Genomic DNA, 23,163 nt, shown 5'->3' with positions numbered 1-23,163 from the left:
GCACGCGGTGCGCGGCGGGAGCGGCGATCATGGCGAGCACGAGATTCTTTCGCCGTGCCGCGCGGCACGGCTTCGACAGCTTTGCATGGAACCCGGGCCGGCACCGAGGCGCGGGCCCGGGCCGACCTCACAGACACACAGGAGTGACACGATGAAAACGAAAGCCGCGATTGCATGGAAGGCGGGTGCGCCGCTGACGATCGAGGAAGTCGATCTCGAAGGGCCGCGCGCAGGCGAAGTGCTGATCGAAGTGAAGGCCACGGGCATCTGCCACACCGACTACTACACGCTGTCGGGCGCGGATCCGGAAGGGATCTTCCCGGCGATCCTCGGCCATGAAGGCGCGGGCGTGGTGGTCGACGTCGGCCCCGGCGTCGGCACCCTGCGCAAGGGCGACCACGTGATTCCGCTCTACACGCCCGAATGTCGCGAGTGCAAGTTCTGCCTGTCGCGCAAGACCAACCTGTGCCAGAAGATCCGCGCGACGCAGGGCAAGGGCCTGATGCCCGACGCGACGTCGCGCTTCTCGCTCGACGGCAAGCCGCTGTTCCACTACATGGGCACGTCGACGTTCTCGAACTACATCGTCGTGCCGGAAATCGCGGTGGCGAAGGTGCGCGAGGACGCGCCGTTCGACAAGATCTGCTACATCGGCTGCGGCGTGACGACGGGCGTCGGCGCGGTCGTGTACTCGGCGAAAGTCGAGGCCGGTGCGAACGTCGTCGTGTTTGGTCTCGGCGGGATCGGCCTGAACGTGATCCAGGGCGCGAAGATGGTCGGCGCGGACAAGATCATCGGCGTCGACATCAACCCGAAGCGCGTCGAGCTCGCGAAGAAGTTCGGGATGACGCACTTCATCAACCCGAACGAAGTCGAGAACGTCGTCGACCATATCGTGCAGCTGACCGACGGCGGCGCCGACTACTCGTTCGAGTGCGTCGGCAACGTGAAGCTGATGCGCCAGGCGCTCGAGTGCACGCACAAGGGCTGGGGCCAGTCGTTCATCATCGGCGTGGCCGCGGCGGGCGAGGAAATCAGCACGCGTCCGTTCCAGCTGGTGACGGGCCGCGAATGGAAGGGCTCGGCGTTCGGCGGCGCGCGCGGCCGCACCGACGTGCCGAAGATCGTCGACTGGTACATGGAAGACAAGATCAACATCGACGACCTGATCACGCACACGCTGCCGCTCGAGCGGATCAACGAAGGCTTCGACCTGATGAAGGCCGGCGAGTCGATCCGCTCGGTCGTGCTGTACTGACCGGGAGCGCATCGTCATGCTCGAACTCGTTTCCTCGCATGCGTGCCACGGCGGCGAGCAGCGTTTCTACCGGCACGATTCGGTGGCCATCGGCCTGCCGATGAAGTTCTCGGTGTACCTGCCGCCGCAGGCCGCGCACGGCCGCGTGCCCGCGCTGTTCTATCTTGCGGGGCTCACGTGCACCGACGAGACGTTCGCGATCAAGGGCGGCGCGCAGCAATACGCGGCGCAGCACGGCCTCGCGCTCGTGATGCCCGATACGAGCCCGCGCGGCGCGGGCGTGCCGGGCGAGACCGATGCGTGGGATTTCGGCGTCGGTGCCGGCTTCTACGTCGATGCGACCGAGGCGCCGTGGTCGACGCATTACCGGATGGAGTCGTACGTGACGGGCGAGCTGCGCGAGCTCGTCGCGGCCGAGCTGCCGATCGACGGCGCGCGGCTCGGGATCTTCGGCCACTCGATGGGCGGGCACGGCGCGCTGACGCTCGCGCTGCGTCATCCGGGCCTGTACCGGTCGGTGTCGGCGTTCGCGCCGATCGCCGCGCCGACGCGCTGCCCGTGGGGCGAGAAGGCGTTCACGGGCTACCTCGGCGACGATCGCGATGCATGGAAGGCGCACGACGCGAGCGAACTCGTCGCGCGCGCCGATGCGCCGAAGTTCGCGGACGGCATCCTCGTCGACCAGGGGCTCGCCGATCAATTCCTCGCGAACCAGCTGAACCCCGACGTGTTCGAAGCCGCATGCGCGAAGGCCGGCCAGCCGCTGACGCTGCGTCGCCATCCGGGCTACGACCACGGTTACTACTTCATCTCGACGTTCATCGCCGATCACGTCGCGCATCATGCGCGCGTGCTGGCCCGGTAAGCGGGACGGGAAGCCGATAACGCATACGGCGCACCGCGCGACATCGCGGCCGCATGCAAAAACGCCGGCGCTGCCCTCGGGCACGCCGGCGTTTTCATTTGTGTCGGGCGGCGATCCGTCGGGCGGTGCTCCGTCGAACGTCGATCAGTCGCGCCGCAACAGGCTCGCGCCGTACACGAGCGCCGACAGCGCGGTGATCCAGAAGCTCGTCGGCCAGTCGGTGTGATACGCGAGCACGATGCCGGCCCACGCTTCGAACAGCGCGAACAGCGCGGCGAGCAGCACGCCGGTCGACAGCCGCGTCGTCACGTTCTGCGCGGCGGCAGCCGGCCCGACCAGCAGCGTGAACACGAGCAGCACGCCGACGATCTGCGTCGCCGCGGCCACCGCGAGCGCGCACACCGCGAGGAACAGCATCGACACCGTGCGCAGCGATACGCCCTTGGCTTCGGCCAGTTCGGGCTGCAGCGAGGCGAACAGCAGCGGCCGCGCGATCAGCGCGAGCGCGGCGAGGCTTACGGCGCCGATACCGGCGAGTACCGCGAGCGTGTCGTGGCTGACCGCGAGCACGTTGCCGAACAGCAGTGCGGTGACCTGCGTCGCGAACGACGTATAGAAATGCAGGAACAGCAGGCCGAAGCCGAGCGCGCCCGACAGGATCACGCCGATCGCGACGTCGCGGCCCGCGAGCTTTTCGCCGAGCGCGCCCATCCCGATCCCGGCCGCGAGCGTGAAGCCGACCATCCCCCAGATCGGCGAGATGCCGAGCAGCACCGCGCCCGTCGCGCCGGTGAAGCCGACGTGCGACAGCGCGTGGCCGGCGAAGGTCTGCCCGCGCAGCACCAGGAAGTAGCCGACGATGCCCGCAAGCACCGCGACGATCCCCGACGCCGCGAAGGCGTTGATCATGAAGTCGTATTCAAACATCGTGCGAATGCCCGGGATGAGCGTGTCCGTGGTGGTGATGGCCGTGGCTGCCGCTACCGCCGCCGCCGTGCGAGTGGCCGCCGTCGTCCTCGTGCTCGTGGTCGTGTTTCTCGATCTCGACGTCGCCCGACATCACGAAGATCTTGCCGTTCACGCGCATCACGTCGATCGGCGAACCGTAGAGCCGCGACAGCACGGGCTTCGTGATCACCTCGTCGACGGTGCCGAGCGCCGCGACGCCGTTGCCGAGATACAGCACGCGGTCGAGCGCGTTCAGCAGCGGATTCAGTTCATGTGCGGAGAACAGCACGGTGATGCCGAGCTCGCGCTGCACGTTGCGCACGAGTTCGACGACACCGCGCTGGTGGTTCGGGTCGAGGCTGATCAGCGGCTCGTCGAGCAGCAGCAGCTTCGGATTGCCGAGCAGGCACTGCGCGAGCAGCAGGCGCTGCCGTTCGCCGCCCGACAGTTCCGATAGCGGCCGGCGCGCGAGCGTCGGGCCGCCGACGAGGTCGAGCACGCGATCGACGTCGCGGCGCGTGGCCGCATTCGTGTGCGGCAGCCCCCAGCGGTGGCCGTCGGCGGCCATCGCGACGAAGTCGTAGCCGCGCATCCGGCGGTTCGCGAGGCCGCTCCTGATCTGCGGCATGTAGCCGATCGACGGGTTGCCGCGCACGACCGGCACGCCGCCGACGGACAGCGTGCCGGCCGACACGGGCACGAGGCCGAGCACCGCGCGCATCAGCGTCGTCTTGCCCGCGCCGTTCGGCCCGAGCACGCCGACGAATTCGCCGGGCTCGATCGAGAAGCTGACGTCGCGCAGGATCGTGCGTCCGCCCAGTTCGAGCGTGACGCGATCGACGGCGAGTGCGTGGGGAGTGGCGGTCATGTCGTTGCAGTGATTATTTCTTGCCGGCGGACAGTGCGGCGGCGAGCGCGTCGAGCTGGCCGGCCATCCATTGCTGGAAGGTCTTGCCGGCCGGCTGCGTCTCGGTGACGCTGACGGTCGGCACGCCGCCGTCGCGCGCGATCTTCAGCATGCGCTTCGTCATCGGTTCTTCGGCCTGGCTGTTGTAGATCAGCACGCGCACCTGCTTCTTGCGCAGGTCGTTCTCGAACGCGGCGACGTCCTGTGCGCTGGCTTCGGTGTCGTTCATCGTCGCGAGCTGGAAGCGCTGGTTGCGCATGTCGAGGCCGATCGCGTCCGACATGTAGCCGAACACCGGCTCGGTGGCCGTCACCGGCACGCCCTTGTACTGCGCGCGCAGCGCGGCGACCTTGTCGTCGACGGGCTTCAGCGACGCGACGAACTTCTGCAGGTTCGCATCGTACTCGGCCTTGTTCGCCGGATCGGCGCGACCGAGCTCGGCCGCGATCGCGCGCGCGGCGGCCGGCATCGTCGCCGGGTCGTACCACAGGTGCGGATTGTCGCCGGCCTTCTTGCCGACCAGATCGGCGACGACGATCGTCGCGCGCTTCGCCTGCTTCGACGCGCCGAGCAGCTTGGCCATCCACGGATCGTAGTCGGCGCCGTTGTAGATCACGACCTGCGCGTGCTGGAGCGCGCGAGCCGTTTTCGGGCTCGCTTCGAACAGGTGCGGATCCTGGTCGGGATTGCTGAGGATGCTCGTGATCGCGACGTGGCTGCCGCCGATCTGCGACGCGACGTCGCCGTAGAAATTCTCGGCGGCGACGACGTTGACGGTCGCGGCCTGCGCGAACGCGGGCGCCGCGAGCGTCAGTGCGGCAACGGCGGCGGCGAGCCAGCGGACAGGCGACAGGGCACGCCGCGGCGCGCGCTTCAGGGCAATGGACATGGAACTCCTCGGTGGAAGGGGCGGCGCGTGCGCCGCGCGATACGGCGTCAGCGTTGCGCGGGCTTGCGCTTGCAGTGCCCGCACAGGCCGCTCAGCTCGACGACCTGGTGGTGGACTTCGAAACCGTGCGCGGGCTCGCTCGCGGACAACTGCTTCGCGAGGTCGCCGCCGGGAATCTCGACGGTGTCGCCGCACGAATCGCAGATCAGGAACTGGCCTTCGTGCGGCACGCCGATCTCGCAGCACGCGAAAAACGCGTTCTTCGATTCGATGCGGTGGATGAAGCCGTGCTCGACGAGGAAATCCAGCGCGCGATAGACGGTCGTCGGCGGTACGCGGCCGCGTTGCGGTTCGAGTTCGGCGAGCAGGTCGTACGCGCCGATCGGGCGCTGCGCGGCCAGCACGCGCTCGTAGACCTGGCGGCGCAGCGGCGTCCACGCGAGCCCGTGCTCGGCGGCGAATGCGTCGGCCCGGGACAGCCGGGCGTCAATGGACGATGAGGTAGCCATGGCGTGAAGCAGCGCGATGAAACAAAGTACGGCGATGATATAACGTATCGCCGCGCCGTGCAGCGCGAATTCCTCCGCTCCGTCCCCTTCATTGTCGATTCCACTGCGCCGCACCGTGCGCCCTGCGCCTTGCCGGGCGTGTGCAGCGGGCCGTTGCCATGCGCCATCGTGCCGCAGCGCGTCATAGAAAGCCGTCACGTCGTCTTGACAGCGCGAATCGCGTATCCGATCATTCGATCACTAACAGAGCAATTGATCGGTCAGCGAGCGTTCGCTCACTCTCGTGACCGTCGTACAGCAGAACGAACCGGAGACAGCCAGTGAGACTGGAAGACAAGGTCGCGATCCTGACGGGCGCCGCAAGCGGCATCGGCGAGGCGGTCGCGCAACGCTATCTGGAAGAGGGCGCGCGCTGCGTGCTCGTCGACGTGAAGCCGGCCGGCGGCTCGCTCGCGCGGCTGATCGAGGCGAACCCTGGCCGCGCGGTGGCCGTCACCGCCGACGTCACGCGCCGCGACGACATCGAGCGGATCGTCGCGACGACGGTCGAGCGCTTCGGCGGCGTCGACATCCTGTTCAACAACGCGGCGCTGTTCGACATGCGCCCGATCCTCGACGAATCTTGGGACGTGTTCGACCGGCTGTTCTCGGTCAACGTGAAAGGGCTGTTCTTCCTGATGCAGGCCGTCGCGCAGCGAATGGTCGAGCAGGGGCGCGGCGGCAAGATCGTCAACATGTCGTCGCAGGCCGGGCGTCGCGGCGAGTCACTCGTTTCGCACTACTGCGCGACCAAGGCCGCGGTGATCAGCTATACGCAGTCGGCCGCACTCGCGCTCGCGCCGCACCGGATCAACGTGAACGGCATCGCGCCGGGCGTCGTCGACACGCCGATGTGGGAGCAGGTCGATGCGCTGTTCGCGCGCTATGAAAACCGGCCGCTTGGCGAGAAGAAGCGGCTCGTCGGCGAAGCCGTGCCGCTCGGCCGCATGGGCGTGCCGGGCGACCTGACGGGCGCCGCGCTGTTCCTCGCGTCGGCCGACGCCGACTACATCACCGCCCAGACGCTGAACGTCGACGGCGGCAACTGGATGAGCTGAAGTGGCGCCGCTCGCATGCGCCACCCGCCGGCCGGCCCGCAACGCAGCGGCTGCCGTCGTACGAAGAGGGGTTGCCTGATGGCCGAGATCGTCGTTGCCGGCGAGCTGCTCGCCGAATTCGTCGCCGCCGAGCGCGGCCAGGGCTTCGACACGCCGGGCCTGTTCGAAGGACCGTTCCCGAGCGGCGCGCCGGCCATCTTCGCCGACCAGGCCGCACGGCTCGGCGCACGCGTCGCGTATGCGGGCTGCGTCGGCCGCGACGCGTTCGGCGATGCGATCGTCGCGCGGCTCGAGCGCGACGGCGTCGACGTCGCGCGCATCCGTCGCGTCGCGCGCCCGACCGGCACCGCGTTCGTCGCGTATCGCGACGACGGTTCGCGCAGCTTCGTGTTCACGCTGTCCACCAGTGCGGCCGCCTGCGTCGATGCATCCGACGTCGATAGCGCGATGTTCGACGGCTGCCGCTATTTCCACGTGATGGGCTCGTCGCTGACGAGCGAATCGGCGATCGCGGCGGTGCAGCGCGGCGTGATCGAGGCCGCGCGGGCCGGCGCGAAGGTGTCGTTCGATCCGAACGTGCGGCCCGAAATGCTGAGCTTCCGCCCGATGCGCGCGGCACTCGACGAGATGCTCGCCGCGTGCCACCTGTTCATGCCGAGCGAAGCCGACCTGCCGTTCTTCTGCGGCCCGCAGCCGGCCGAGCGCGCGATCGCGGGCCTGCTCGCGACGCATCCGCTGCTCGAACGCGTGGTGCTGAAGCGTGGTGCGCAAGGCAGCGTCGCGTTCGACCGCGCGAACCGTGTCGAAGCGCCGGCGTTCCCGGTCGACGAGACCGACCCGACCGGCGCCGGCGACTGCTTCGGCGGCACGCTGGTGGCGAGCCTCGTCGCGGGCGTGCCGATCGATGCCGCGTTGCGCCGTGCGAATGCGGCCGGCGCGATCGCGGTCACGCGGCGCGGCCCGATGGAAGGCAACAGCAGCGCGGCCGAGATCGACCGTTTCCTGACCGAACGAGGTATCGCATGTCCGGCCTGACGACCGTTGCGGAACGCCCGCGAACCGCGCACGCGGACACCGTGCTGCGGATGATCTTCGACGCGAACCGCGCGGACGCGCAGCGCGGCATCTATTCGATCTGCAGCGCGCACCGGCTCGTGCTGGAGGCCGCGTGCGAAGCCGCACGCGCGGACGGCTCGCCGCTTTTGATCGAGGCGACCTGCAACCAGGTCAACCATCTCGGCGGCTATACGGGCATGACGCCCGCCGATTTTCGCCGCGACGTCGACGCGATCGCCGAGCGCTGCGGGCTCGCGCCTTCGGCGCTCGTGCTGGGCGGCGACCATCTCGGCCCGAACCCGTGGCGGCATCGCCGCGCGGCCGACGCGATGCGCGAGGCCGTCGCGATGGTCGCCGCGTACGTCGAAGCCGGTTTCGAAAAGATCCACCTCGATGCGAGCATGGCGTGCATGGACGATCCCGCGCGGCTCGACGACGCGACGATCGCCGCGCGCGCGGCCGAGCTGTGCCGCGCGGCGGAAGACGCTGCGCGGCGCACCGGCACGGCGCCCGTCTACGTGATCGGCACCGAGGTGCCGACGCCGGGCGGCGAAGTCAGCGGCGATGCGGGCGGCGAAGCCGGCGGCGACGCGATCGCGCAGATCGCCGTGACGCGCAGCGACAGCATCGCGACGACGCTCGACGCGCACCGACGTGCGTTCTCGGCGGCCGGGCTCGACGATGCGTGGACGCGCGTCGTCGCGATCGTCGCACAGCCGGGCGTCGATTTCGACGATCGCCACGTGCTCGATTACGACAGTGCCAAGGCGGCGTCGCTCGGCGCGAGTATCCTGCATACACCGCGTCTCGTGTTCGAGGCGCATTCGACCGATTACCAGACCGAAGACGCGCTCGCCGCGCTCGTGCGCGACCATTTCGCGGTGCTGAAGGTCGGCCCGGCGCTGACGTTCGCGCTGCGCGAGGCGCTGTTCGCGCTGACGTTCATCGAGGACGCGCTGATCGACGACGTCGCGCAGCGCTCGCAATTGCGCAACGTCGTCGACGCCGCGATGCGCGCGCAGCCCGAGCACTGGGCGCCGTACTACCGCGGCGACGAGACCGAGCAGCGGCTCGCGCGCCAGTTCAGCTACAGCGACCGCATCCGCTACTACTGGCTGCAGCCGGCCGTCGCGGCCGCGGTCGAGCAACTGTTCGACAACCTCGCGCGGCAGCCGGTGCCGGAGACGCTCGTCGCGCAGTGGCTGCCGGATGTCTACGCGGCGTGCCGCGCGGGCGGCCTCCCGAAGGAGCCGCGCGCGTGGGTGCGCCACCGGATACGCGACGTGATCGCGCACTATGCGCGCGCGTGCGGCATGCAGCGGCCGGCATGACGGGCCGCGAAGGAAGCGACGCAAGACCGACTCAAGACCGACGACACTTCGAATAATCACAGGAGACATGCCATGCAACGAAAGATGCTCGACGCCGCCCGCGGCTTCGCCGGAGCCGCGCTCGCGACGGCGGCCTGCGCCGCGTCCGCCGGCACGCTGACGATCGCGACGCTGAACAACCCCGACATGATCGAGCTGAAGAAGCTGTCGCCGGCGTTCGAGAAGGCGAACCCCGACATCAAGCTGAACTGGGTGATCCTCGAGGAAAACGTGCTGCGCCAGCGCGCGACGACCGACATCACGACCGGCAGCGGCCAGTTCGACGTGATGGCGATCGGCACCTACGAGACGCCGCAGTGGGGCAAGCGCGGCTGGCTCGCGCCGATGACGGGCCTGCCGGCCGACTACGACCTGAACGACATCGTGAAGACCGCGCGCGACAGCCTGTCGTACAACGGCCAGCTCTACGCGCTGCCGTTCTACGTCGAAAGCTCGATGACGTTCTACCGCAAGGACCTGTTCGCGGCGAAGGGGCTGAAGATGCCCGACCAGCCGACCTACGACCAGATCGCCGAATTCGCGGACAAGCTGACCGACAAGGCGAAGGGCACCTACGGGATCTGCCTGCGCGGCAAGGCCGGCTGGGGCGAGAACATGGCGTACGTGTCGACGGTCGTGAACACGTTCGGCGGCCGCTGGTTCGACGAGAACTGGAATGCGCAGCTCACGTCGCCCGAATGGAAGAAGGCGATCACGTTCTACGTGAACCTGTTGAAGAAGGACGGCCCGCCGGGAGCCAGCTCGAACGGCTTCAACGAGAACCTGACGCTGACGGCATCCGGCAAGTGCGCGATGTGGATCGACGCAACGGTCGCGGCCGGCATGCTCTACAACAAGCAGCAATCGCAGGTGGCCGACAAGATCGGTTTCGCGGCCGCGCCGGTCGCCGTCACGCCGAAGGGCTCGCACTGGCTGTGGGCATGGGCGCTCGCGGTGCCGAAGACGTCGAAGCAGCAGGATGCCGCGCGCAAGTTCATCGCGTGGGCGACGTCGAAGCAGTACGTCGAGATGGTCGGCAAGGACGAGGGCTGGGCATCGGTGCCGCCGGGCACGCGCACGTCGACGTATCAGCGCCCCGAGTACAAGGCCGCCGCGCCGTTCTCGGACTTCGTGCTGAAGGCGATCGAGACGGCCGACCCGAACGATCCGTCGCTGAAGAAGGTGCCGTACACGGGCGTGCAGTACGTCGGGATTCCTGAATTCCAGTCGTTCGGCACGGTGGTCGGCCAGTCGATCGCGGGTGCGGTCGCAGGCCAGATGACGGTCGACCAGGCGCTGGCCGCGGGCCAGGCCGCCGCCGACCGCGCGGTGCGGCAGGCCGGCTACAAGAAGTAACGCGCAAGCGGTCACGCGGCCCGTACCGCGCGCCGTTGCATACGGTGCGGGCCGGCGAAGCTGAAAGGCGGGCAGGCCGTTCGCGCCCGCGCATCAACCGGAGGAACTCCGATCATGCGTCACCTGCGTCTTCCCCTGAGTCACGCGCCGTCTGCCGGTGACGCGTCGTCACCGCCCGGCGCGCCGCGCCGCGCGCGCGGCGGCGCGAGCTGGCTCGTGTCGCCGTCCGTCGCGGTGCTGCTGCTGTGGATGTCGATTCCGCTCGCGATGACGATCTGGTATTCGTTCTCGCGCTACAACCTGCTGAACCCGGACGTGAAGGGGTTCGCGGGGCTCGACAACTACCGCTTCCTCGCGACCGATCCGTCGTTCCTGCCGGCGATCTGGCACACGCTCGTGCTGATCGGCGCGGTGCTCGCGATCACGGTGGTCGGCGGCGTGCTGATGGCCGTGCTGTTCGACCGCAAGTTCTACGGGCAGGGCGTCGCGCGGCTGCTCGCGATCGCACCGTTCTTCGTGATGCCGACGGTCGCCGCGCTGATCTGGAAGAACATGATCCTGCATCCGGTGTACGGGCTAATCGCGACCGCGATGCGCGCGCTCGGGATGACGCCGATCGACTGGTTCGCCGATTATCCGCTCACGGCCGTGATCATCATCGTCGCGTGGCAGTGGCTGCCGTTCGCATTCCTGATCCTGTTCACCGCGATCCAGTCGCTCGACCAGGAGCAGAAGGAAGCCGCGCGCATCGATGGCGCCGGCCCGATCGCGATGTTCTTCTACATCACGCTGCCGCACCTGAAGCGGGCGATCGCCGTGGTCGTGATGATGGAGACGATCTTCCTGCTGTCGATCTTCGCGGAAATCTACACGACGACCGGCGGCGGCCCGGGCGACGCGACGACCAACCTGTCCTACCTGATCTACGCGCTCGGCCTGCAGCAGTTCGACGTTGGCCTCGCATCCGCGGGCGGCATCATCGCCGTCGTGGTCGCGAACGTCGTGTCGTTCTTCCTCGTGCGGATGCTCGCACGCAACCTGAAGGGAGAGTACGAGAAATGAGCGACCTGACCTTCGACCGCCGGCGCGTGCCGGCCGTGTTCGACCTCGTGCGGCGCGCGCTGCCCGGCACGCTCGCGTGGCTGATCGCGCTGCTGCTGTTCTTCCCGATCTTCTGGATGGCGATCACCGCGTTCAAGACCGAGCAGCAGGCGTACGCATCGACGCTGTTCTTCGTGCCGACGCTCGACAGCTTCCGCGAGGTGTTCGCGCGCAGCAACTACTTCGCGTTCGCATGGAATTCGGTGCTGATCTCGGCGGGCGTCACGGTGATCTCGCTGCTGTTCGCGGTGCCGGCCGCGTACGCGATGGCGTTCTTCCCGAACCACCGCACGCAGAAGGTGCTGCTGTGGATGCTGTCGACGAAGATGATGCCGTCGGTCGGCGTGCTCGTGCCGATCTACCTGCTGTGGAAGAACGCAGGGCTGCTCGACACGGTATCGGGGCTCGTGATCGTCTACACGCTGATCAACCTGCCGATCGCGGTGTGGATGACCTTCACGTACTTCAACGAGATTCCGAGGGACATCCTGGAAGCCGGGCGCATCGACGGCGCGTCGACGTGGCAGGAGATCGTCTACCTGCTGATGCCGATGGCGCTGCCGGGGCTCGCGTCCACCGGGCTGCTGCTCGTGATCCTGTCGTGGAACGAAGCGTTCTGGAGCATCAACCTGTCGAGCTCGAACGCGGCGCCGCTGACCGTGTTCATCGCGTCGTACTCGAGCCCCGAAGGGCTGTTCTGGGCGAAGCTGTCCGCCGCGTCCCTGCTCGCGGTCGCGCCGATCCTGATCGTCGGCTGGCTGTCGCAGAAGCAGCTCGTGCGCGGTCTCACGTTCGGGGCGGTCAAATGAGCGCGGCCGGCCCAGGCACCAACGTGCTGATCTGCGATTGCGACGGCGTGCTGATCGACAGCGAGGCCGTGGCCGCCGACGTGATCGTGCGCGAACTCGATGCGCGCTGGCCGGGCGTCGATGCGCGGCCGGCCGTGATGCCGCTGCTCGGGTTGCGCATCGAGCGCGTGCTGGCCGGCGCTGGCGAGGCCGTCGGCCGCACGCTGTCGGCGGCCGACGTCGACGCGATCCGCCGCGCGGTCGAGGCGGCGGCCGTCAATGCGCCGATGGTCGAAGGCATCGATGCGGCGCTGGCCGCGATCCAGCTGACGACGGCGTGCGCGAGCAACAGCTATCGCGCATACGTCGAGGCGGCGCTCGCCCGCACGGGCCTCGCGCGCTTCTTCGGCGACCGGCTGTTCTGCGCGGATTCCGTTGCGCGGCCGAAGCCGGCGCCCGACGTGTATCTCGCGGCCGCGCGCACGCTCGGCGCGGCGCCCGCGCACTGCCTCGTCGTCGAGGACAGCGTGACCGGCATCACCGCGGCGGCCGCTGCCGGCATGACCGTGCTGGGCTTCGTCGGCGGCGGTCACGCATCGGCGGCGCAAATCGACGCGTTGCGCAGCATCGGCGCGCGTCATGTATTCGACGACATGCACGAGCTGCCCGGTTACGTCGCGCGCTGGCAGGCGACGGGCGCGGTGCTGCCGAACTAGCAACGATCAAGCGCTGCCGGCCAGGCGGCGCATCACGAACGAACGGAGACAGATCATGGCAAGCGTGCTCCTGCGCAACATCGCGAAGCGCTACGACGACACCGAAGTACTGCGCAACGTGAACCTCGACATCGCCGACGGCGAATTCGTCGTGTTCGTCGGGCCGAGCGGCTGCGGCAAATCCACGCTGATGCGGATGATCGCGGGCCTCGAGGACATCTCGAACGGCGACCTGCTGATCGACGGCGCGAAGGTCAACGACGTGCCGAGCGCGAAGCGCGGCATCGCGATGGTGTTCCAGTCGTATGCGCTGTACCCGCACATGACGCTGTACGACAACATGGCGTTCGGCCTCAAGCTCGCGGGCGCGAAGAAGCCGGAGATCGACCAGGCCGTGAAGCAGGCCGCGAAGATCCTGCACATCGACCACCTGCTCGACCGCAAGCCGAAGCAGCTGTCGGGCGGCCAGCGGCAGCGCGTCGCGATCGGCCGCGCGATCACGCGCAAGCCGAAGGTGTTCCTGTTCGACGAGCCGCTGTCGAACCTCGACGCCGCGCTGCGCGTGAAGATGCGGCTGGAATTCGCACGGCTGCACGACGAGCTGAAGACGACGATGATCTACGTGACGCACGATCAGGTCGAGGCGATGACGCTGGCGGACAAGATCGTCGTGCTGTCGGGCGGCGCGGTGCAGCAGGTCGGCACGCCGAACGAGCTGTATCACGCACCGGCGAACCAGTTCGTCGCGGGCTTCATCGGCTCGCCGAAGATGAACTTCCTGAAGGGGACGGTCGAATCGGTCGATGCGGGCGGCGTGCTCGTGCGTTTCGACAGCGGCGAGACGCAGCGCGTCGCGGTGGAAGCGGCGGGGCTGCAGCGCGGCGCGGCGGTGACCGTCGGCGTGCGGCCGGAGCACCTGCTGGTCGATGCTGCGGAGACGGGGGTTGCCGCGCGGACGATGGCCGTCGAGTCGCTCGGCGATGCCGCGTACCTGTATGCGGAGTCGGCGGTCGCGCCGGACGGGCTGATCGCGCGGATTCCGCCGCTCGACACGTACCGCACCGGCGAAGCGTTGCGCGTGCATGCGCAGGCCGAGCACTGCCACCTGTTCGACGAACACGGGCTGGCGTTGCGCCGGCTGAGCGCGCACGCGAAGGCCGCGTGACGGTCGGCGCCTGCGCCGCTCAGATGCGCAGGTGCGCGGCCATGTAATCGACGAAGGCACGCAGCTTCGGTGTCGGGTGCCGGCCCGACGGCCACAGCACGTGGATCGGCGTGATGCTCGCGACATGTTCGTCGAGCACCGCGCGCAGCGTGCCGTCGCCGAGCGCGTCGCGCACGAAGAAAACGGGCAGGCACGCGATGCCGAGCCCGCGCAGCGCGAAGCACAGGCGTGCTTCCGCGCTGTTGCTGACCATCGATATGGGCACGTCGGGCGGCGTGCCCGCACGCGGCACGCGCAGCGGCCAGGTTTCGAGCTTGCCGCTGCTCGGGAAGCGATAGTGCAGGCAGCGGTGCCGCGCGAGATCGGTCGGCGTGCGCGGCGTGCCGTGCCGGGCGAGATAGTCGGGCGAGGCGACGAGGTGCTGGCGAAAGTGGCCGAGCAACCGCGACGACAGCCGCGAATCCGACGGCTGGCCGGTGCGCAGCACCGCGTCGAACCCTTCGTCGACGACGTCGACGAGCCGGTCGCTGAAATCGATGTCGAGCTCGATCTCCGGATACGCGGCCATGAAATCGGCGAGCACCGGCAGCAGCAGCGTGCCGATCGTCGGCAGGCTCACGCGCAAGCGCCCGCGCGGCGCTTCGGCGCTGTGCGTCAGTTCCTGCTCGGCTGCGTCGAGCTCGGCGAGCACGCGCCGGCACCGTTCGAGAAAGCGCGAGCCCTCGGCCGTCAGCGTGATGCTGCGCGTGCTGCGGTGAAAGAGCCGCACGTTCAGGCGCGCCTCGAGCCGCGCGATGCGCTTGCCGATGGCCGATGCCGACAGCCCGAGCGCACGGCCGGCCGCGACGAAACTGCGCGTTTCCGCGACCTGAACGAACACGACGAAGCCGCCGAGATTTTCCATGCGAGTTTCCGATTGCGGACGCCGGCGTCCGGATTGTCAGGAACTCTACCCCGGTTTTTCTTCTTGCGTCGGCTCCCTACGATGGGCGTTCCTTCACTCTTTGAGGTCACGCCATGTCATCCCTGCCTGTCACCGCCCGTCGCGTCGAAGCCGGGAGCGCATCATGAGCGATTGCCCGTCGATGGACGGCCGCGTTGCCGGCCGGCCGGCGCAGGCGGCCGAACGCCTGCCGGTCGCGAACCTGCTGGCGCTCGCGACGGCCGGCTTCATCACGATTCTCACCGAGGCATTGCCGGCCGGCCTGCTGCCGTTGATGAGCGTCGACCTGCGCGTGACCGAGGCGCTGATCGGCCAGCTCGTGACCGTGTATGCGCTCGGCTCGATCGTCGCGGCGATTCCGCTCGTCGCCGCGACGCGCGCGATGCGCCGGCGCGGGCTGCTGCTCGCGGCGCTGGCCGGCTTCGTCGTGTCGAACGCGGTGACGGCCGTATCGCCGTACTACGCGCTCACGCTCGCCGCGCGCTTCGTCGCCGGGATGGCGGCCGGGCTGCTGTGGGCGCTGCTGGCCGGCTACGCGAGCCGGATGGTCGACGTATCACTGCGCGGCCGCGCGATCGCGGTCGCGATGCTCGGCGCGCCGGTTGCGATGTCGATCGGTATTCCGGCCGGCACTGCGCTCGGCGCGGCGTTCGGATGGCGTGTGGCGTTCGCCGGCATCACGCTGGCAGCGCTCCTGCTGATCGGCTGGATCCGCGCCCGCGTGCCCGATTATCCGGGGCAGCCTGCCGGCGCGCGCGAACCGGTGTTCGGCGTGATGACGCTGCCTGGCGTGCGGCCGGTGCTGACGGTGATGTTCGCGTACGTGCTCGCGCACAACATGCTGTACACGTACGTCGCGCCGTTCCTCGCGGGCATGCGGATGGGCGCGCAGGTCGACGTGGTGCTGTTCGTGTTCGGCATCGCGTCGCTGGCCGGCATCGCGCTGACGGGCGCGTGGATCGGCGCCGCGCAACGGCGCCTGACGCTGGCGAGCATCGCGCTGTTCGCGCTCGCGGCGGCGATGCTCGGCGCGGGTTCCGGGATGACGATCGTCTATGCGGGCGTCGTGCTGTGGGGGCTTGCGTTCGGCGGCGCGCCGACGCTGTTCCAGACAGCGACCGCGAACGCGGCCGGGGAGTCGGCCGATGTCGCGCAGTCGATGCTCGTGACGGTGTGGAATCTCGCGATCGCGGTGGGCGGTATCGCGGGCGGGATGCTGCTCGGCGCAACGGGCGCCGGCGCGATTCCGTGGGTGCTCGTCGCGCTGCTGGCGGCCGCCTGGGTCGGCGCGTGGCGTGCGCGCCGGCATGCGTTCCCGGCGCCGCGCGCGGCGTGAGCCGGGGCGGCCGACGGCGGCGTCAGGCCGCCTTCGCGGCGAGCGCGGCGCGCGCGCAGGTTTCGTCGGTGACGAGCCCCGACAGCCAGCCGCCGCGCAGTGCGGCAATCACCGCGTCGTGCTTCTTCGGGCCGCCGGCGAACGCGATCGTCGGCAGCTTGGGCGGCGTGGCGAGCGCCACGCTCGTCACGCGCGCGCTGGTCGACACGGTGATCTGCGTGCCCTGCGCGTCGATCGGCACGCCGAGCAGTTCGGCCACCGCGCCGAGCGCGGTCATCTCGTCGCGTTCGTGTTCGGTGATGAAGCCGTCTTCGTAGAGCGGGCAGTGCGGGCCGATGTTGCCGATCCCGACGAACGCGACGTCGGCCTTGCCCGACAGCGTCTCGACGATCCGGAACAGCCGGTGGTTGCACCATTGCGCGCGCTCGGCGGCGCTGTCGGCGAACAGCGGCGCGGGCAGCAGGAAGTGCTTGCTGCCGGTTTTCTCGGAGATGTACTGCGCGACGTCGTAACGGTTCGACGAGCCGTCGGCCGCGATCGCGCCGACCATCGACACGAGCCGGTGCTGCGGACGGTCGATCTGCGCGATCTGCGCGACCGCGGCCTTCAGCGTCCGGCCGCTGCTGACGGCGATCACCATCGGCCGCGTTTCGTTCAGGTAGCGCTCCATCACCTGCGCGCCGGCGACCGCGAGCTTGCGGTCGATCGCGTCGGGCGCATCGGCGTCGACGGGCACGACTTCGCACATCGCGAGGCCGTAGCGTTTCGACAGCTGGGCGCCGAGATCGAGACAGTCGGCAAGCTGGTGGTCGACGCGCACGCGGATCAGGTTCTTCTCGACCGCGAACGCGACGAGGCGCTGCGCGACGGGGCGCGATACCTGCAGCTTTTCGGCGATTTCGTTCTGCGTGTCGCCCGCGACGTAATAGAGCCACGCGGCGCGTGTGGCGAGATCGAGTTTTTCTGAGGACTTGGACACGATAGCGATTCGGTTCGGATCTGGGCCGGCCGGCGGGCCGCATGACGGCATCCACTGTACCGCATGTCGCGCGCGCGGCCGACGGCCGGTCGCGCGGCTGCGGCGCCTACACGAGTCGTGCGCGCGACGGCTCGTACAGCGGCCGCACGTGACGGTACAGCGCCCGGAATGCGTCGAGGCGTTCGCGCAGCTGCGCATGGCGGGCGGCGTCCGGCGCATACTCGGCGCGCACCGGCGGCTTGGTCAGCACCGTCTGCGGATCGCCGCCGACGGCCAGCCAGCCGAGCCGTGCCGCGCCGAGCGCCGCGCCCGTTTCGCCGCCGCCGGTCTGGCGCGTGTGCACGTTCAGCGCGTCCGCGATCAGCTGCGCCCAGAAGGCGCTGCGCGCGCCGCCGCCGATCAGCGACAGCCGGTCGGTTTCGACGCCGGCCGCGTGCAGCGCGTCCAGGCCGTCGGCGAGGCCGAGCGTCACGCCTTCGAGCACCGCGTAACCGAGGTGCGCGCGCTCGGTCGCGTGCGTCATCCCGAAGAACACGCCCTGCGCGTACGGATCGTTGTGCGGCGTGCGCTCGCCCGACAGGTAGGGCAGGAACAGCGGGGCCGTCGCGAGCGCGTCGGGATCGAGCGCCTCGACTTCGGCGAGCAGCGCGGGTTCGTCGGTGCCCGTCAGCTTGCAGACCCAGCGCAGGCAGCTCGCGGCCGACAGCACGACGCTCATCAGTTGCCAGCGATCGGGAATCGCATGGCAGAACGCATGCACGGCGGACGCGGGATTCGGCATGAAACGGTCGCCGACCACGCTCAGCACGCCCGACGTGCCGAGCGACACGAAGCCGTCGCCCGCGTGGATCGCGCCGATGCCGAGCGCGCTCGTCGCGTTGTCGCCGCCGCCGCCGGCGACCGCGACGGCCTCCGACAGCCCGAGCTCGCGTGCGACGTCCGCCCGCAGCGTGCCGGACGGCGCGTTGCCCTCGACGATGCGGGGCATCTGGTCGCGCGTCATTCCGCACGCGGCGAGCAGCGCGTCGGACCAGTCGCGGCGCGCGACGTCGAGCCACAGCGTGCCGGCCGCGTCCGACGGGTCGGACACTTTCGCGCCGGTCATCCGGAACCGCAGGTAATCCTTCGGCATCAGCACGCACGCGGTGGCCGCGAACACGTCCGGTTCGTGCTTCGCGACCCACAGCAGTTTCGGCGCGGTGAAGCCGGGCATCGCGAGGTTGCCGGCCAGCGCATGGAGATCGGGCGCGCGCTCGGTGAGCAGCGCGCATTCGTCGGCGCTGCGCATGTCGTTCCACAGGATCGCGGGACGCAGCACGCGATCGTCGCGGCCGAGCAGCACGGCGCCGTGCATCTGGCCCGACAGGCCGATGCCGCGCACCTGCGCGAAGGCTTGCGGATGCCGTTCGCGCAATGTCGCGAGCGCGGCGAGCGTGCCTTGCCACCAGTCGTCCGGATGCTGTTCGGCCCAGCGCGGATGCGGCCGCGACACGGCGAACGGCGTGCCGGCCGTGCCGACGACCGTGCCGTCGGGGGCGAGCAGCAGCACCTTCACTTCCGAGGTGCCGAGGTCGATGCCGAGATACATGAGCGATCCGTTACGTCAGTGGGGAGTCGCTACTTTAGCCGTGCGGCAGCGCACGTGCCAAGGCAGGTTCGCCCGGATGCGCCGTCAGCGCGCCGCGAGCCATGCGTCGACGCGCGCGAGCCCGGCGCGCAGCGCCTCGAACAGCGCTGCGTTGCCGGCGAGCGACCCCCACAGTGCGCGGCTGGCGCACAGCGCGACGACCGGGTCGTCCGCGTCGACGATCGCGCGCGCGCCGTCGGTGTCCATCACGCCGTCCTGGTACGCATACGGCAGCGTGCCGCGCGCCCAGCGTTCGAGAAAGCGCAGGAACAGCGCGGGCAGCACGGCGGTGGCGACCGGCGCCGCGCCGCGCGCGAACGATTCGGCGAGCGTCGGCGCGATGAAGCCGGGGATCTTCGAGAAGCCGTCGGCCGCGACGCGCTGGTTCGTGTCGAGCACGTACGGGTTGCCGAAGCGTTCGAGCACGATGTCGCGATAACGCGCGAGATCGAGCGGGCTCGGCGTGAGGCACGGGATCACGTCCTGCGTCACGTAGTCATGCGCGAAGCGGCGGATCGCCGCGTCGTGCGTGCCTTCGTGAATATACGTGTGGCCCGCGAGCGTGCCGGCCCACGCGATGCAGCTGTGCGTCGCGTTGAGGATGCGGATCTTCGCCTCCTCGTACGGGTGCACGTCGTCGACGAGTTCCGCGCCGGCCAGTTCCCAGCGCGGCCGGCCAGCCGCGAAGCGGTCTTCGATTACCCACTGGATGAACGATTCGCCCATCACCGGGCACGCATCGTCGATGCCGGTGGCCGCGCGCACGCGTTCGCGCACGTCGGCGGTCGGGCGCGGCGTGATGCGGTCGACCATTGCGCTCGGCGTCGCGACGAGCGCGTCGAACCATGCGAGGAGGTCGGCCTGCCCGCGCCGTTCGAGGAACTCGCGCATCCCCGCGCGAAAGCGTGCACCGTTGTTGCGCAGGTTGTCGCAGCTCTGCAGCGTGAGCGGGCCCGCGTCGCGCCGCATGCGTTCGGCGAGCAGCGCCGCGAGCGCACCGTAAAGCGTCGTGCGCGCGCCCTGCAGGTCGGCCGCGAGATCGGCGTTCGCGAGGTCGAGCCGGTTGTGTTCGTCGAGGTAATAGCCGCCTTCGGTGACGGTGAACGACACGATCCGGCAAGCCGGATCGGCGCCGGCGTCGATCAGCGCGGCGAGATCGATCGACCACGGCAGCACGCGCGTGATCGCGCGGATCGTCTCGTACGCGCGCTCGCCTTGCGGCGTGACGGTTTCGAGCGTGTATTCACCGTGCTGCGCGGCGAGCGCGTCCATCGTCGCTCGCATGTCGTCGCGGATGTTGCCGACGGTCAGCGACCAGCGTTCGCCGGCCGGCACGGCCGCGTTCACGCGATGCAGATACCACGCCTGGTGCGCGCGGTGAAACGAGCCCGCGCCGATGTGCAGCAGCACGGGCGCGCTTGCGGAGGGCGATTCGCTCATCCGGTGTCTCCTGTTCGTGCCAGTCTTTCCTGTTGAATACGATCATTTGCTCTTTGTGTGAGCGAATGATCGTATTCGGGCGAGCGAAAGTCAAGGCGGGGAAACGGCATTTCGATGGTGCGCTGCGGCGGCGCGCGGGCAGGGCGGGCGCGCAGGGCCGGCGGAAGCGCCGGCCGGAGAACCGGCGTCAGCGCCCTTCGCGGGTGAGCGCGACGAGTTCGTCGAGCAGCTTGCCGGCCGGCCCCGGCAGGATCCCGTGGCGGCGCCGGAACGCGGTGAGCGTGCGTACCGCGACGACTTCGTGCACGGGCAGCGTGTCGATCGTGCCGGCGCGCTGCTCGGCGCCGTACATCGGCTCGGCCATCCAGCTCAGGAAGCCGGCTTGCGCGACGAGGCTTTTCAGCGTCGTGACGGAGCGCGTCTCGACCGCGATGTCGGGCAGCGCGAGACCGTGTGCGTCGAAGGTCGCGCGCAGGTGGTCGAACGGCGCGGTGCCGCGCGGCGGAATCGCCCAGCGCGCGTGCAGCGTATCGGCGAGCGTCGGCGCGCGGCCGAGCGCGCGCAGCGGATGGTGCGGCGCCGCAACGATATGGCTGCGATCTTCCCAGCGACATTCGGGAATCGCGACGATCTCGTCGGTATCGGGCCCGTGCGCGGACAGCGCGAGGTCGATCTCGTGCTTGTTCAGCCCTTCCGCGAGCCGGTCCCACACGCCTTCGATGATTTCGACGCGCAGGTTCGGCCAGCGGTCGAGCACGCGGCCGACCGCGACCGGCAGCACGAGGCTCGCGATGCTGCCCACCGTGCCGACCTTGATCGTGCCCTTCGCGAACCCGCGCATCGCGTCGAGTTCCTCGCGCGCGTGCTCGGCCTCGTGCTGCAGCAGCGTCGCGTGCGGCAGCAGCGCGTCGCCGAACGCGGTGAGCTGCACGCCCTTCGAGTGGCGCTCGAACAGCGGCGCGCCGACCTGGTCCTCGAGCCGTTTCAGGATCCGGCTCAGGGCCGGCTGGGTTACATGCAGCGCGTCGGCCGCGCGGCCGAGGCTGCCGCACGCGACGATCGTCGTGAAGGCGCGCAATTGTCGGAGATCGAAAGTCATGCCGGAACGTAATGGCTTTTTTCAGAAAATACAGTATCCGTGAATGGCTTGCGCTTCGATACTGTGGAAACCGCCAAGCCATCGAGGAGACACCCGAGCATGTCCGGCCATCCGCCCCCTTCCGCCGCACCGATCACCGTTCGCGATGCCGTGATCGACCTGCTTCGCCAGTTCGGCATCGACCGCGTGTTCGGCAATCCTGGCTCGACCGAACTGCCGATGTTCCGCGATTTCCCGGACGATTTCCGCTACGTGCTCGGCCTGCATGAAGCCGTCGTGGTCGGGATGGCCGACGGCCATGCGCAGGCGACCGGCAACGCAGCGGTCGTCAATCTGCATTCGGCGGCAGGCACCGGCAACGCGATGGGCAATCTGTTTACCGCTTTCAAGAACCGCACGCCGCTGATCGTCACCGCGGGCCAGCAGGCGCGCGCGATTTTGCCGTTCGATCCGTTCCTCGGCGCGACGCAGGCCGCCGAGCTGCCGAAGCCGTACGTGAAATGGAGCATCGAGCCCGCGCGGGCGCAGGACGTGCCGGCCGCGATCGCGCGGGCCTACCGCATCGCGATGCAGGAGCCGCGCGGCCCCGTGTTCGTGTCGATCCCGGTCGACGACTGGGATCAGCCGGCCGAACTGCTGCCGCGGCGCGACGTCACCAGCATCGTGCGGCCCGATCCCGACGCGCTCGCGCGGCTCGGCGACGCGCTCGACGCCGCGCGGCGTCCCGCGTTCGTGGTCGGCGCGGCCGTCGATCGCGCGGGGGCATGGGACGACGTCGTGCGGCTCGCCGAGCGGCACCGTGCACGCGTGTACGTCGCGCCGATGTCGGGACGCTGCAGCTTTCCCGAGGATCATCCGCTGTTCGCCGGCTTCCTGCCCGCGATCCGCGAGAAGATCGTCGCGCGGCTCGACGGTCACGATCTCGTGTTCGCATTCGGCGCGCCCGCGTTCACCTATCACATCGAAGGCTTCGGCCCGCACGTGCCGCCGGGCGCGGCACTCGTGCAGCTCGTCGACGATCCGGGCGTCGCCGCATGGACGCCGGCGGGCGACGCGGTCGTCGGCAACCTGCGGCTCGCCGCGCGCGACTTGCTGGCGCGCTCGGCGCCGCCCGAGCGGCCAATGCCCGTGCCGCGCCCGCCGCGTGTGCGCGTCGACGCGCCGGCTGCCGGCGAACGCATGTCGGTCGCGTTCGCGCTGCAGACGCTCGCCGACGTGCGCGATGCGCACGACATCGTCGTCGAGGAAGCGCCGAGCGCACGACCGGTGATGCAGGAGCATCTGCCGTTCATGCACAGCGGCACGTTCTACACGATGGACAGCGGCGGGCTCGGCTACGGGATGCCGGCTGCCGTCGGCGTCGCGCTGGCACACCCCGAGCGGCGCGTGATCGGGCTGATCGGCGACGGTTCGAGCCTGTATTCGATCCAGGCACTGTGGAGCGCCGCGCAGCTGAAGTTGCCGATCACGTTCGTGATCCTGAACAATCGCCGCTACGCGGCGCTGCAGGATTTCGCGCCCGTGTTCGGCTTCGGTCCGGACGATCCCGTGCAGGGCACCGATCTGCCGAACCTGGATTTCGTCGCACTCGCGCAAGGGATGGGCTGCCGTGGCGTGCGCGTGACCGATGCGGCGCAGCTGCGCGACACGCTGACCGACGCGCTGCGTGCCGCGACGCCGGTCGTCGTCGAAGTCGAGATTGCCTGACGCGCGG

The 23,163-nt window shown here is 69.4% G+C and carries 21 protein-coding genes; 12 read left to right on the top strand and 9 right to left on the bottom strand.

The annotated features are described in order from the left end of the window. Positions 1-151: 151 nt before the first annotated feature. Together AC5LXK_RS13910 and fghA are read left to right on the top strand one after the other, a co-directional pair. Entirely contained in the window at positions 152-1,258 is a 1,107-nt protein-coding gene (locus AC5LXK_RS13910; RefSeq protein ID WP_493389329.1) for an S-(hydroxymethyl)glutathione dehydrogenase/class III alcohol dehydrogenase, read from the top strand. Positions 1,259-1,274: 16 nt separating this feature from the next. Beyond that, positions 1,275-2,123 carry an S-formylglutathione hydrolase gene (fghA, locus tag AC5LXK_RS13905; RefSeq protein WP_493389328.1) on the top strand — a complete coding sequence of 283 codons (849 nt, stop codon included), beginning with the start codon at positions 1,275-1,277 and terminating at the stop codon, positions 2,121-2,123. A 144-nt stretch (positions 2,124-2,267) separates the two neighbouring features. Here the strand turns inward: fghA and AC5LXK_RS13900 are convergent, their stop codons facing one another. Genes AC5LXK_RS13900 through AC5LXK_RS13885 form a run of 4 tightly spaced genes read right to left on the bottom strand, consistent with a single transcriptional unit; the run spans position 2,268 to position 5,376 of the window. Continuing rightward, positions 2,268-3,050: a metal ABC transporter permease gene (locus tag AC5LXK_RS13900; protein WP_493389327.1), complete on the bottom strand. Its 783-nt coding sequence runs from the start codon at positions 3,048-3,050 to the stop codon at positions 2,268-2,270. After that, positions 3,043-3,939, bottom strand: a complete 897-nt coding sequence (locus AC5LXK_RS13895) for an ABC transporter ATP-binding protein (RefSeq protein ID WP_493389326.1) — start codon at positions 3,937-3,939, stop codon at positions 3,043-3,045. Before AC5LXK_RS13895 ends, AC5LXK_RS13900 begins: the two co-directional genes overlap by 8 nt. Before the next feature lie 13 nt (positions 3,940-3,952). Then, positions 3,953-4,867 (bottom strand): metal ABC transporter solute-binding protein, Zn/Mn family, encoded by a 915-nt coding sequence (locus AC5LXK_RS13890; protein ID WP_493389325.1) that lies wholly within the window; start codon positions 4,865-4,867, stop codon positions 3,953-3,955. 47 nt (positions 4,868-4,914) lie between these two features. Then, positions 4,915-5,376, bottom strand: a complete 462-nt coding sequence (locus AC5LXK_RS13885) for a Fur family transcriptional regulator (RefSeq protein WP_011546084.1) — start codon at positions 5,374-5,376, stop codon at positions 4,915-4,917. A 320-nt stretch (positions 5,377-5,696) separates the two neighbouring features. On the opposite strand from AC5LXK_RS13885, the gene AC5LXK_RS13880 reads away from it, so the two are divergent. The 8 genes from AC5LXK_RS13880 to AC5LXK_RS13845 all read left to right on the top strand — a co-directional run bounded on the left by AC5LXK_RS13880 (position 5,697) and on the right by AC5LXK_RS13845 (position 14,025). Then, entirely contained in the window at positions 5,697-6,473 is a 777-nt protein-coding gene (locus tag AC5LXK_RS13880) for an L-iditol 2-dehydrogenase (protein WP_493389324.1), read from the top strand. A gap of 78 nt (positions 6,474-6,551) precedes the next feature. Continuing rightward, entirely contained in the window at positions 6,552-7,508 is a 957-nt protein-coding gene (locus tag AC5LXK_RS13875) for a sugar kinase (RefSeq protein ID WP_493389323.1), read from the top strand. Next, complete coding sequence (locus AC5LXK_RS13870) at positions 7,496-8,860, top strand: D-tagatose-bisphosphate aldolase, class II, non-catalytic subunit (RefSeq protein ID WP_493389322.1); 1,365 nt, start codon at positions 7,496-7,498, stop codon at positions 8,858-8,860. Before AC5LXK_RS13875 ends, AC5LXK_RS13870 begins: the two co-directional genes overlap by 13 nt. A gap of 72 nt (positions 8,861-8,932) precedes the next feature. Continuing rightward, positions 8,933-10,255: an ABC transporter substrate-binding protein gene (locus tag AC5LXK_RS13865; RefSeq protein ID WP_493389321.1), complete on the top strand. Its 1,323-nt coding sequence runs from the start codon at positions 8,933-8,935 to the stop codon at positions 10,253-10,255. Between the two features lie 114 nt (positions 10,256-10,369). Beyond that, positions 10,370-11,317, top strand: coding sequence for a carbohydrate ABC transporter permease (locus AC5LXK_RS13860; RefSeq protein WP_493389320.1), 948 nt, complete (start codon positions 10,370-10,372; stop codon positions 11,315-11,317). After that, the gene (locus AC5LXK_RS13855; RefSeq protein WP_493389319.1) at positions 11,314-12,165 is read left to right on the top strand and encodes a carbohydrate ABC transporter permease; all 852 of its coding nucleotides are present in this window, start codon (positions 11,314-11,316) and stop codon (positions 12,163-12,165) included. The genes AC5LXK_RS13860 and AC5LXK_RS13855 overlap by 4 nt, the downstream gene beginning before the upstream one ends. Next, positions 12,162-12,860, top strand: a complete 699-nt coding sequence (locus tag AC5LXK_RS13850) for an HAD family hydrolase (protein WP_493389318.1) — start codon at positions 12,162-12,164, stop codon at positions 12,858-12,860. Before AC5LXK_RS13855 ends, AC5LXK_RS13850 begins: the two co-directional genes overlap by 4 nt. A gap of 55 nt (positions 12,861-12,915) precedes the next feature. Continuing rightward, complete coding sequence (locus AC5LXK_RS13845) at positions 12,916-14,025, top strand: ABC transporter ATP-binding protein (protein ID WP_493389317.1); 1,110 nt, start codon at positions 12,916-12,918, stop codon at positions 14,023-14,025. Between the two features lie 19 nt (positions 14,026-14,044). Here AC5LXK_RS13845 and AC5LXK_RS13840 read toward each other — a convergent pair whose 3' ends face one another. Next, positions 14,045-14,929 carry a LysR family transcriptional regulator gene (locus AC5LXK_RS13840; protein WP_493389316.1) on the bottom strand — a complete coding sequence of 295 codons (885 nt, stop codon included), beginning with the start codon at positions 14,927-14,929 and terminating at the stop codon, positions 14,045-14,047. A gap of 163 nt (positions 14,930-15,092) precedes the next feature. On the opposite strand from AC5LXK_RS13840, the gene AC5LXK_RS13835 reads away from it, so the two are divergent. Next, positions 15,093-16,304: an MFS transporter gene (locus AC5LXK_RS13835; protein ID WP_493389315.1), complete on the top strand. Its 1,212-nt coding sequence runs from the start codon at positions 15,093-15,095 to the stop codon at positions 16,302-16,304. 22 nt (positions 16,305-16,326) lie between these two features. Here AC5LXK_RS13835 and AC5LXK_RS13830 read toward each other — a convergent pair whose 3' ends face one another. The 4 genes from AC5LXK_RS13830 to AC5LXK_RS13815 form a co-directional block, all read right to left on the bottom strand. Then, positions 16,327-17,334 (bottom strand): sugar-binding transcriptional regulator, encoded by a 1,008-nt coding sequence (locus tag AC5LXK_RS13830; RefSeq protein ID WP_493389314.1) that lies wholly within the window; start codon positions 17,332-17,334, stop codon positions 16,327-16,329. Positions 17,335-17,389: 55 nt separating this feature from the next. Then, on the bottom strand, positions 17,390-18,871 hold the full coding sequence (gene xylB, locus AC5LXK_RS13825; protein WP_493389313.1) for a xylulokinase: 1,482 nt from the start codon (positions 18,869-18,871) through the stop codon (positions 17,390-17,392). Between the two features lie 84 nt (positions 18,872-18,955). Beyond that, positions 18,956-20,350 (bottom strand): D-arabinitol 4-dehydrogenase, encoded by a 1,395-nt coding sequence (gene dalD, locus AC5LXK_RS13820; protein WP_493389312.1) that lies wholly within the window; start codon positions 20,348-20,350, stop codon positions 18,956-18,958. A 187-nt stretch (positions 20,351-20,537) separates the two neighbouring features. Beyond that, complete coding sequence (locus tag AC5LXK_RS13815) at positions 20,538-21,449, bottom strand: LysR family transcriptional regulator (RefSeq protein WP_493389311.1); 912 nt, start codon at positions 21,447-21,449, stop codon at positions 20,538-20,540. A 99-nt stretch (positions 21,450-21,548) separates the two neighbouring features. Between AC5LXK_RS13815 and mdlC the strand changes: the two genes are divergently transcribed. Next, the gene (gene mdlC, locus AC5LXK_RS13810) at positions 21,549-23,156 is read left to right on the top strand and encodes a benzoylformate decarboxylase (RefSeq protein ID WP_493389310.1); all 1,608 of its coding nucleotides are present in this window, start codon (positions 21,549-21,551) and stop codon (positions 23,154-23,156) included. Positions 23,157-23,163 lie beyond the last annotated feature (7 nt).

The sequence above is a fragment of the Burkholderia pulmonis genome, from assembly GCF_984667975.1.
Note: the sequence above shows the minus strand (reverse complement) of the source record. Positions and strands in the feature narration are given on the sequence as shown.

What these genes read in the sequence shown, in the direction of transcription:
- AC5LXK_RS13910 (WP_493389329.1), top strand. Translation starts at nt 152, where the DNA reads ATGAAAACGAAAGCCGCGATTGCATGGAAGGCGGGTGCGCCGCTGACG.
- fghA (WP_493389328.1), top strand. Translation starts at nt 1,275, where the DNA reads ATGCTCGAACTCGTTTCCTCGCATGCGTGCCACGGCGGCGAGCAGCGT.
- AC5LXK_RS13900 (WP_493389327.1), bottom strand. Translation starts at nt 3,050, where the DNA reads ATGTTTGAATACGACTTCATGATCAACGCCTTCGCGGCGTCGGGGATC.
- AC5LXK_RS13895 (WP_493389326.1), bottom strand. Translation starts at nt 3,939, where the DNA reads ATGACCGCCACTCCCCACGCACTCGCCGTCGATCGCGTCACGCTCGAA.
- AC5LXK_RS13890 (WP_493389325.1), bottom strand. Translation starts at nt 4,867, where the DNA reads ATGTCCATTGCCCTGAAGCGCGCGCCGCGGCGTGCCCTGTCGCCTGTC.
- AC5LXK_RS13885 (WP_011546084.1), bottom strand. Translation starts at nt 5,376, where the DNA reads ATGGCTACCTCATCGTCCATTGACGCCCGGCTGTCCCGGGCCGACGCA.
- AC5LXK_RS13875 (WP_493389323.1), top strand. Translation starts at nt 6,552, where the DNA reads ATGGCCGAGATCGTCGTTGCCGGCGAGCTGCTCGCCGAATTCGTCGCC.
- AC5LXK_RS13870 (WP_493389322.1), top strand. Translation starts at nt 7,496, where the DNA reads ATGTCCGGCCTGACGACCGTTGCGGAACGCCCGCGAACCGCGCACGCG.
- AC5LXK_RS13865 (WP_493389321.1), top strand. Translation starts at nt 8,933, where the DNA reads ATGCAACGAAAGATGCTCGACGCCGCCCGCGGCTTCGCCGGAGCCGCG.
- AC5LXK_RS13860 (WP_493389320.1), top strand. Translation starts at nt 10,370, where the DNA reads ATGCGTCACCTGCGTCTTCCCCTGAGTCACGCGCCGTCTGCCGGTGAC.
- AC5LXK_RS13855 (WP_493389319.1), top strand. Translation starts at nt 11,314, where the DNA reads ATGAGCGACCTGACCTTCGACCGCCGGCGCGTGCCGGCCGTGTTCGAC.
- AC5LXK_RS13850 (WP_493389318.1), top strand. Translation starts at nt 12,162, where the DNA reads ATGAGCGCGGCCGGCCCAGGCACCAACGTGCTGATCTGCGATTGCGAC.
- AC5LXK_RS13845 (WP_493389317.1), top strand. Translation starts at nt 12,916, where the DNA reads ATGGCAAGCGTGCTCCTGCGCAACATCGCGAAGCGCTACGACGACACC.
- AC5LXK_RS13840 (WP_493389316.1), bottom strand. Translation starts at nt 14,929, where the DNA reads ATGGAAAATCTCGGCGGCTTCGTCGTGTTCGTTCAGGTCGCGGAAACG.
- AC5LXK_RS13835 (WP_493389315.1), top strand. Translation starts at nt 15,093, where the DNA reads ATGAGCGATTGCCCGTCGATGGACGGCCGCGTTGCCGGCCGGCCGGCG.
- AC5LXK_RS13830 (WP_493389314.1), bottom strand. Translation starts at nt 17,334, where the DNA reads ATGCCGTCATGCGGCCCGCCGGCCGGCCCAGATCCGAACCGAATCGCT.
- xylB (WP_493389313.1), bottom strand. Translation starts at nt 18,871, where the DNA reads ATGTATCTCGGCATCGACCTCGGCACCTCGGAAGTGAAGGTGCTGCTG.
- dalD (WP_493389312.1), bottom strand. Translation starts at nt 20,350, where the DNA reads ATGAGCGAATCGCCCTCCGCAAGCGCGCCCGTGCTGCTGCACATCGGC.
- AC5LXK_RS13815 (WP_493389311.1), bottom strand. Translation starts at nt 21,449, where the DNA reads ATGACTTTCGATCTCCGACAATTGCGCGCCTTCACGACGATCGTCGCG.
- mdlC (WP_493389310.1), top strand. Translation starts at nt 21,549, where the DNA reads ATGTCCGGCCATCCGCCCCCTTCCGCCGCACCGATCACCGTTCGCGAT.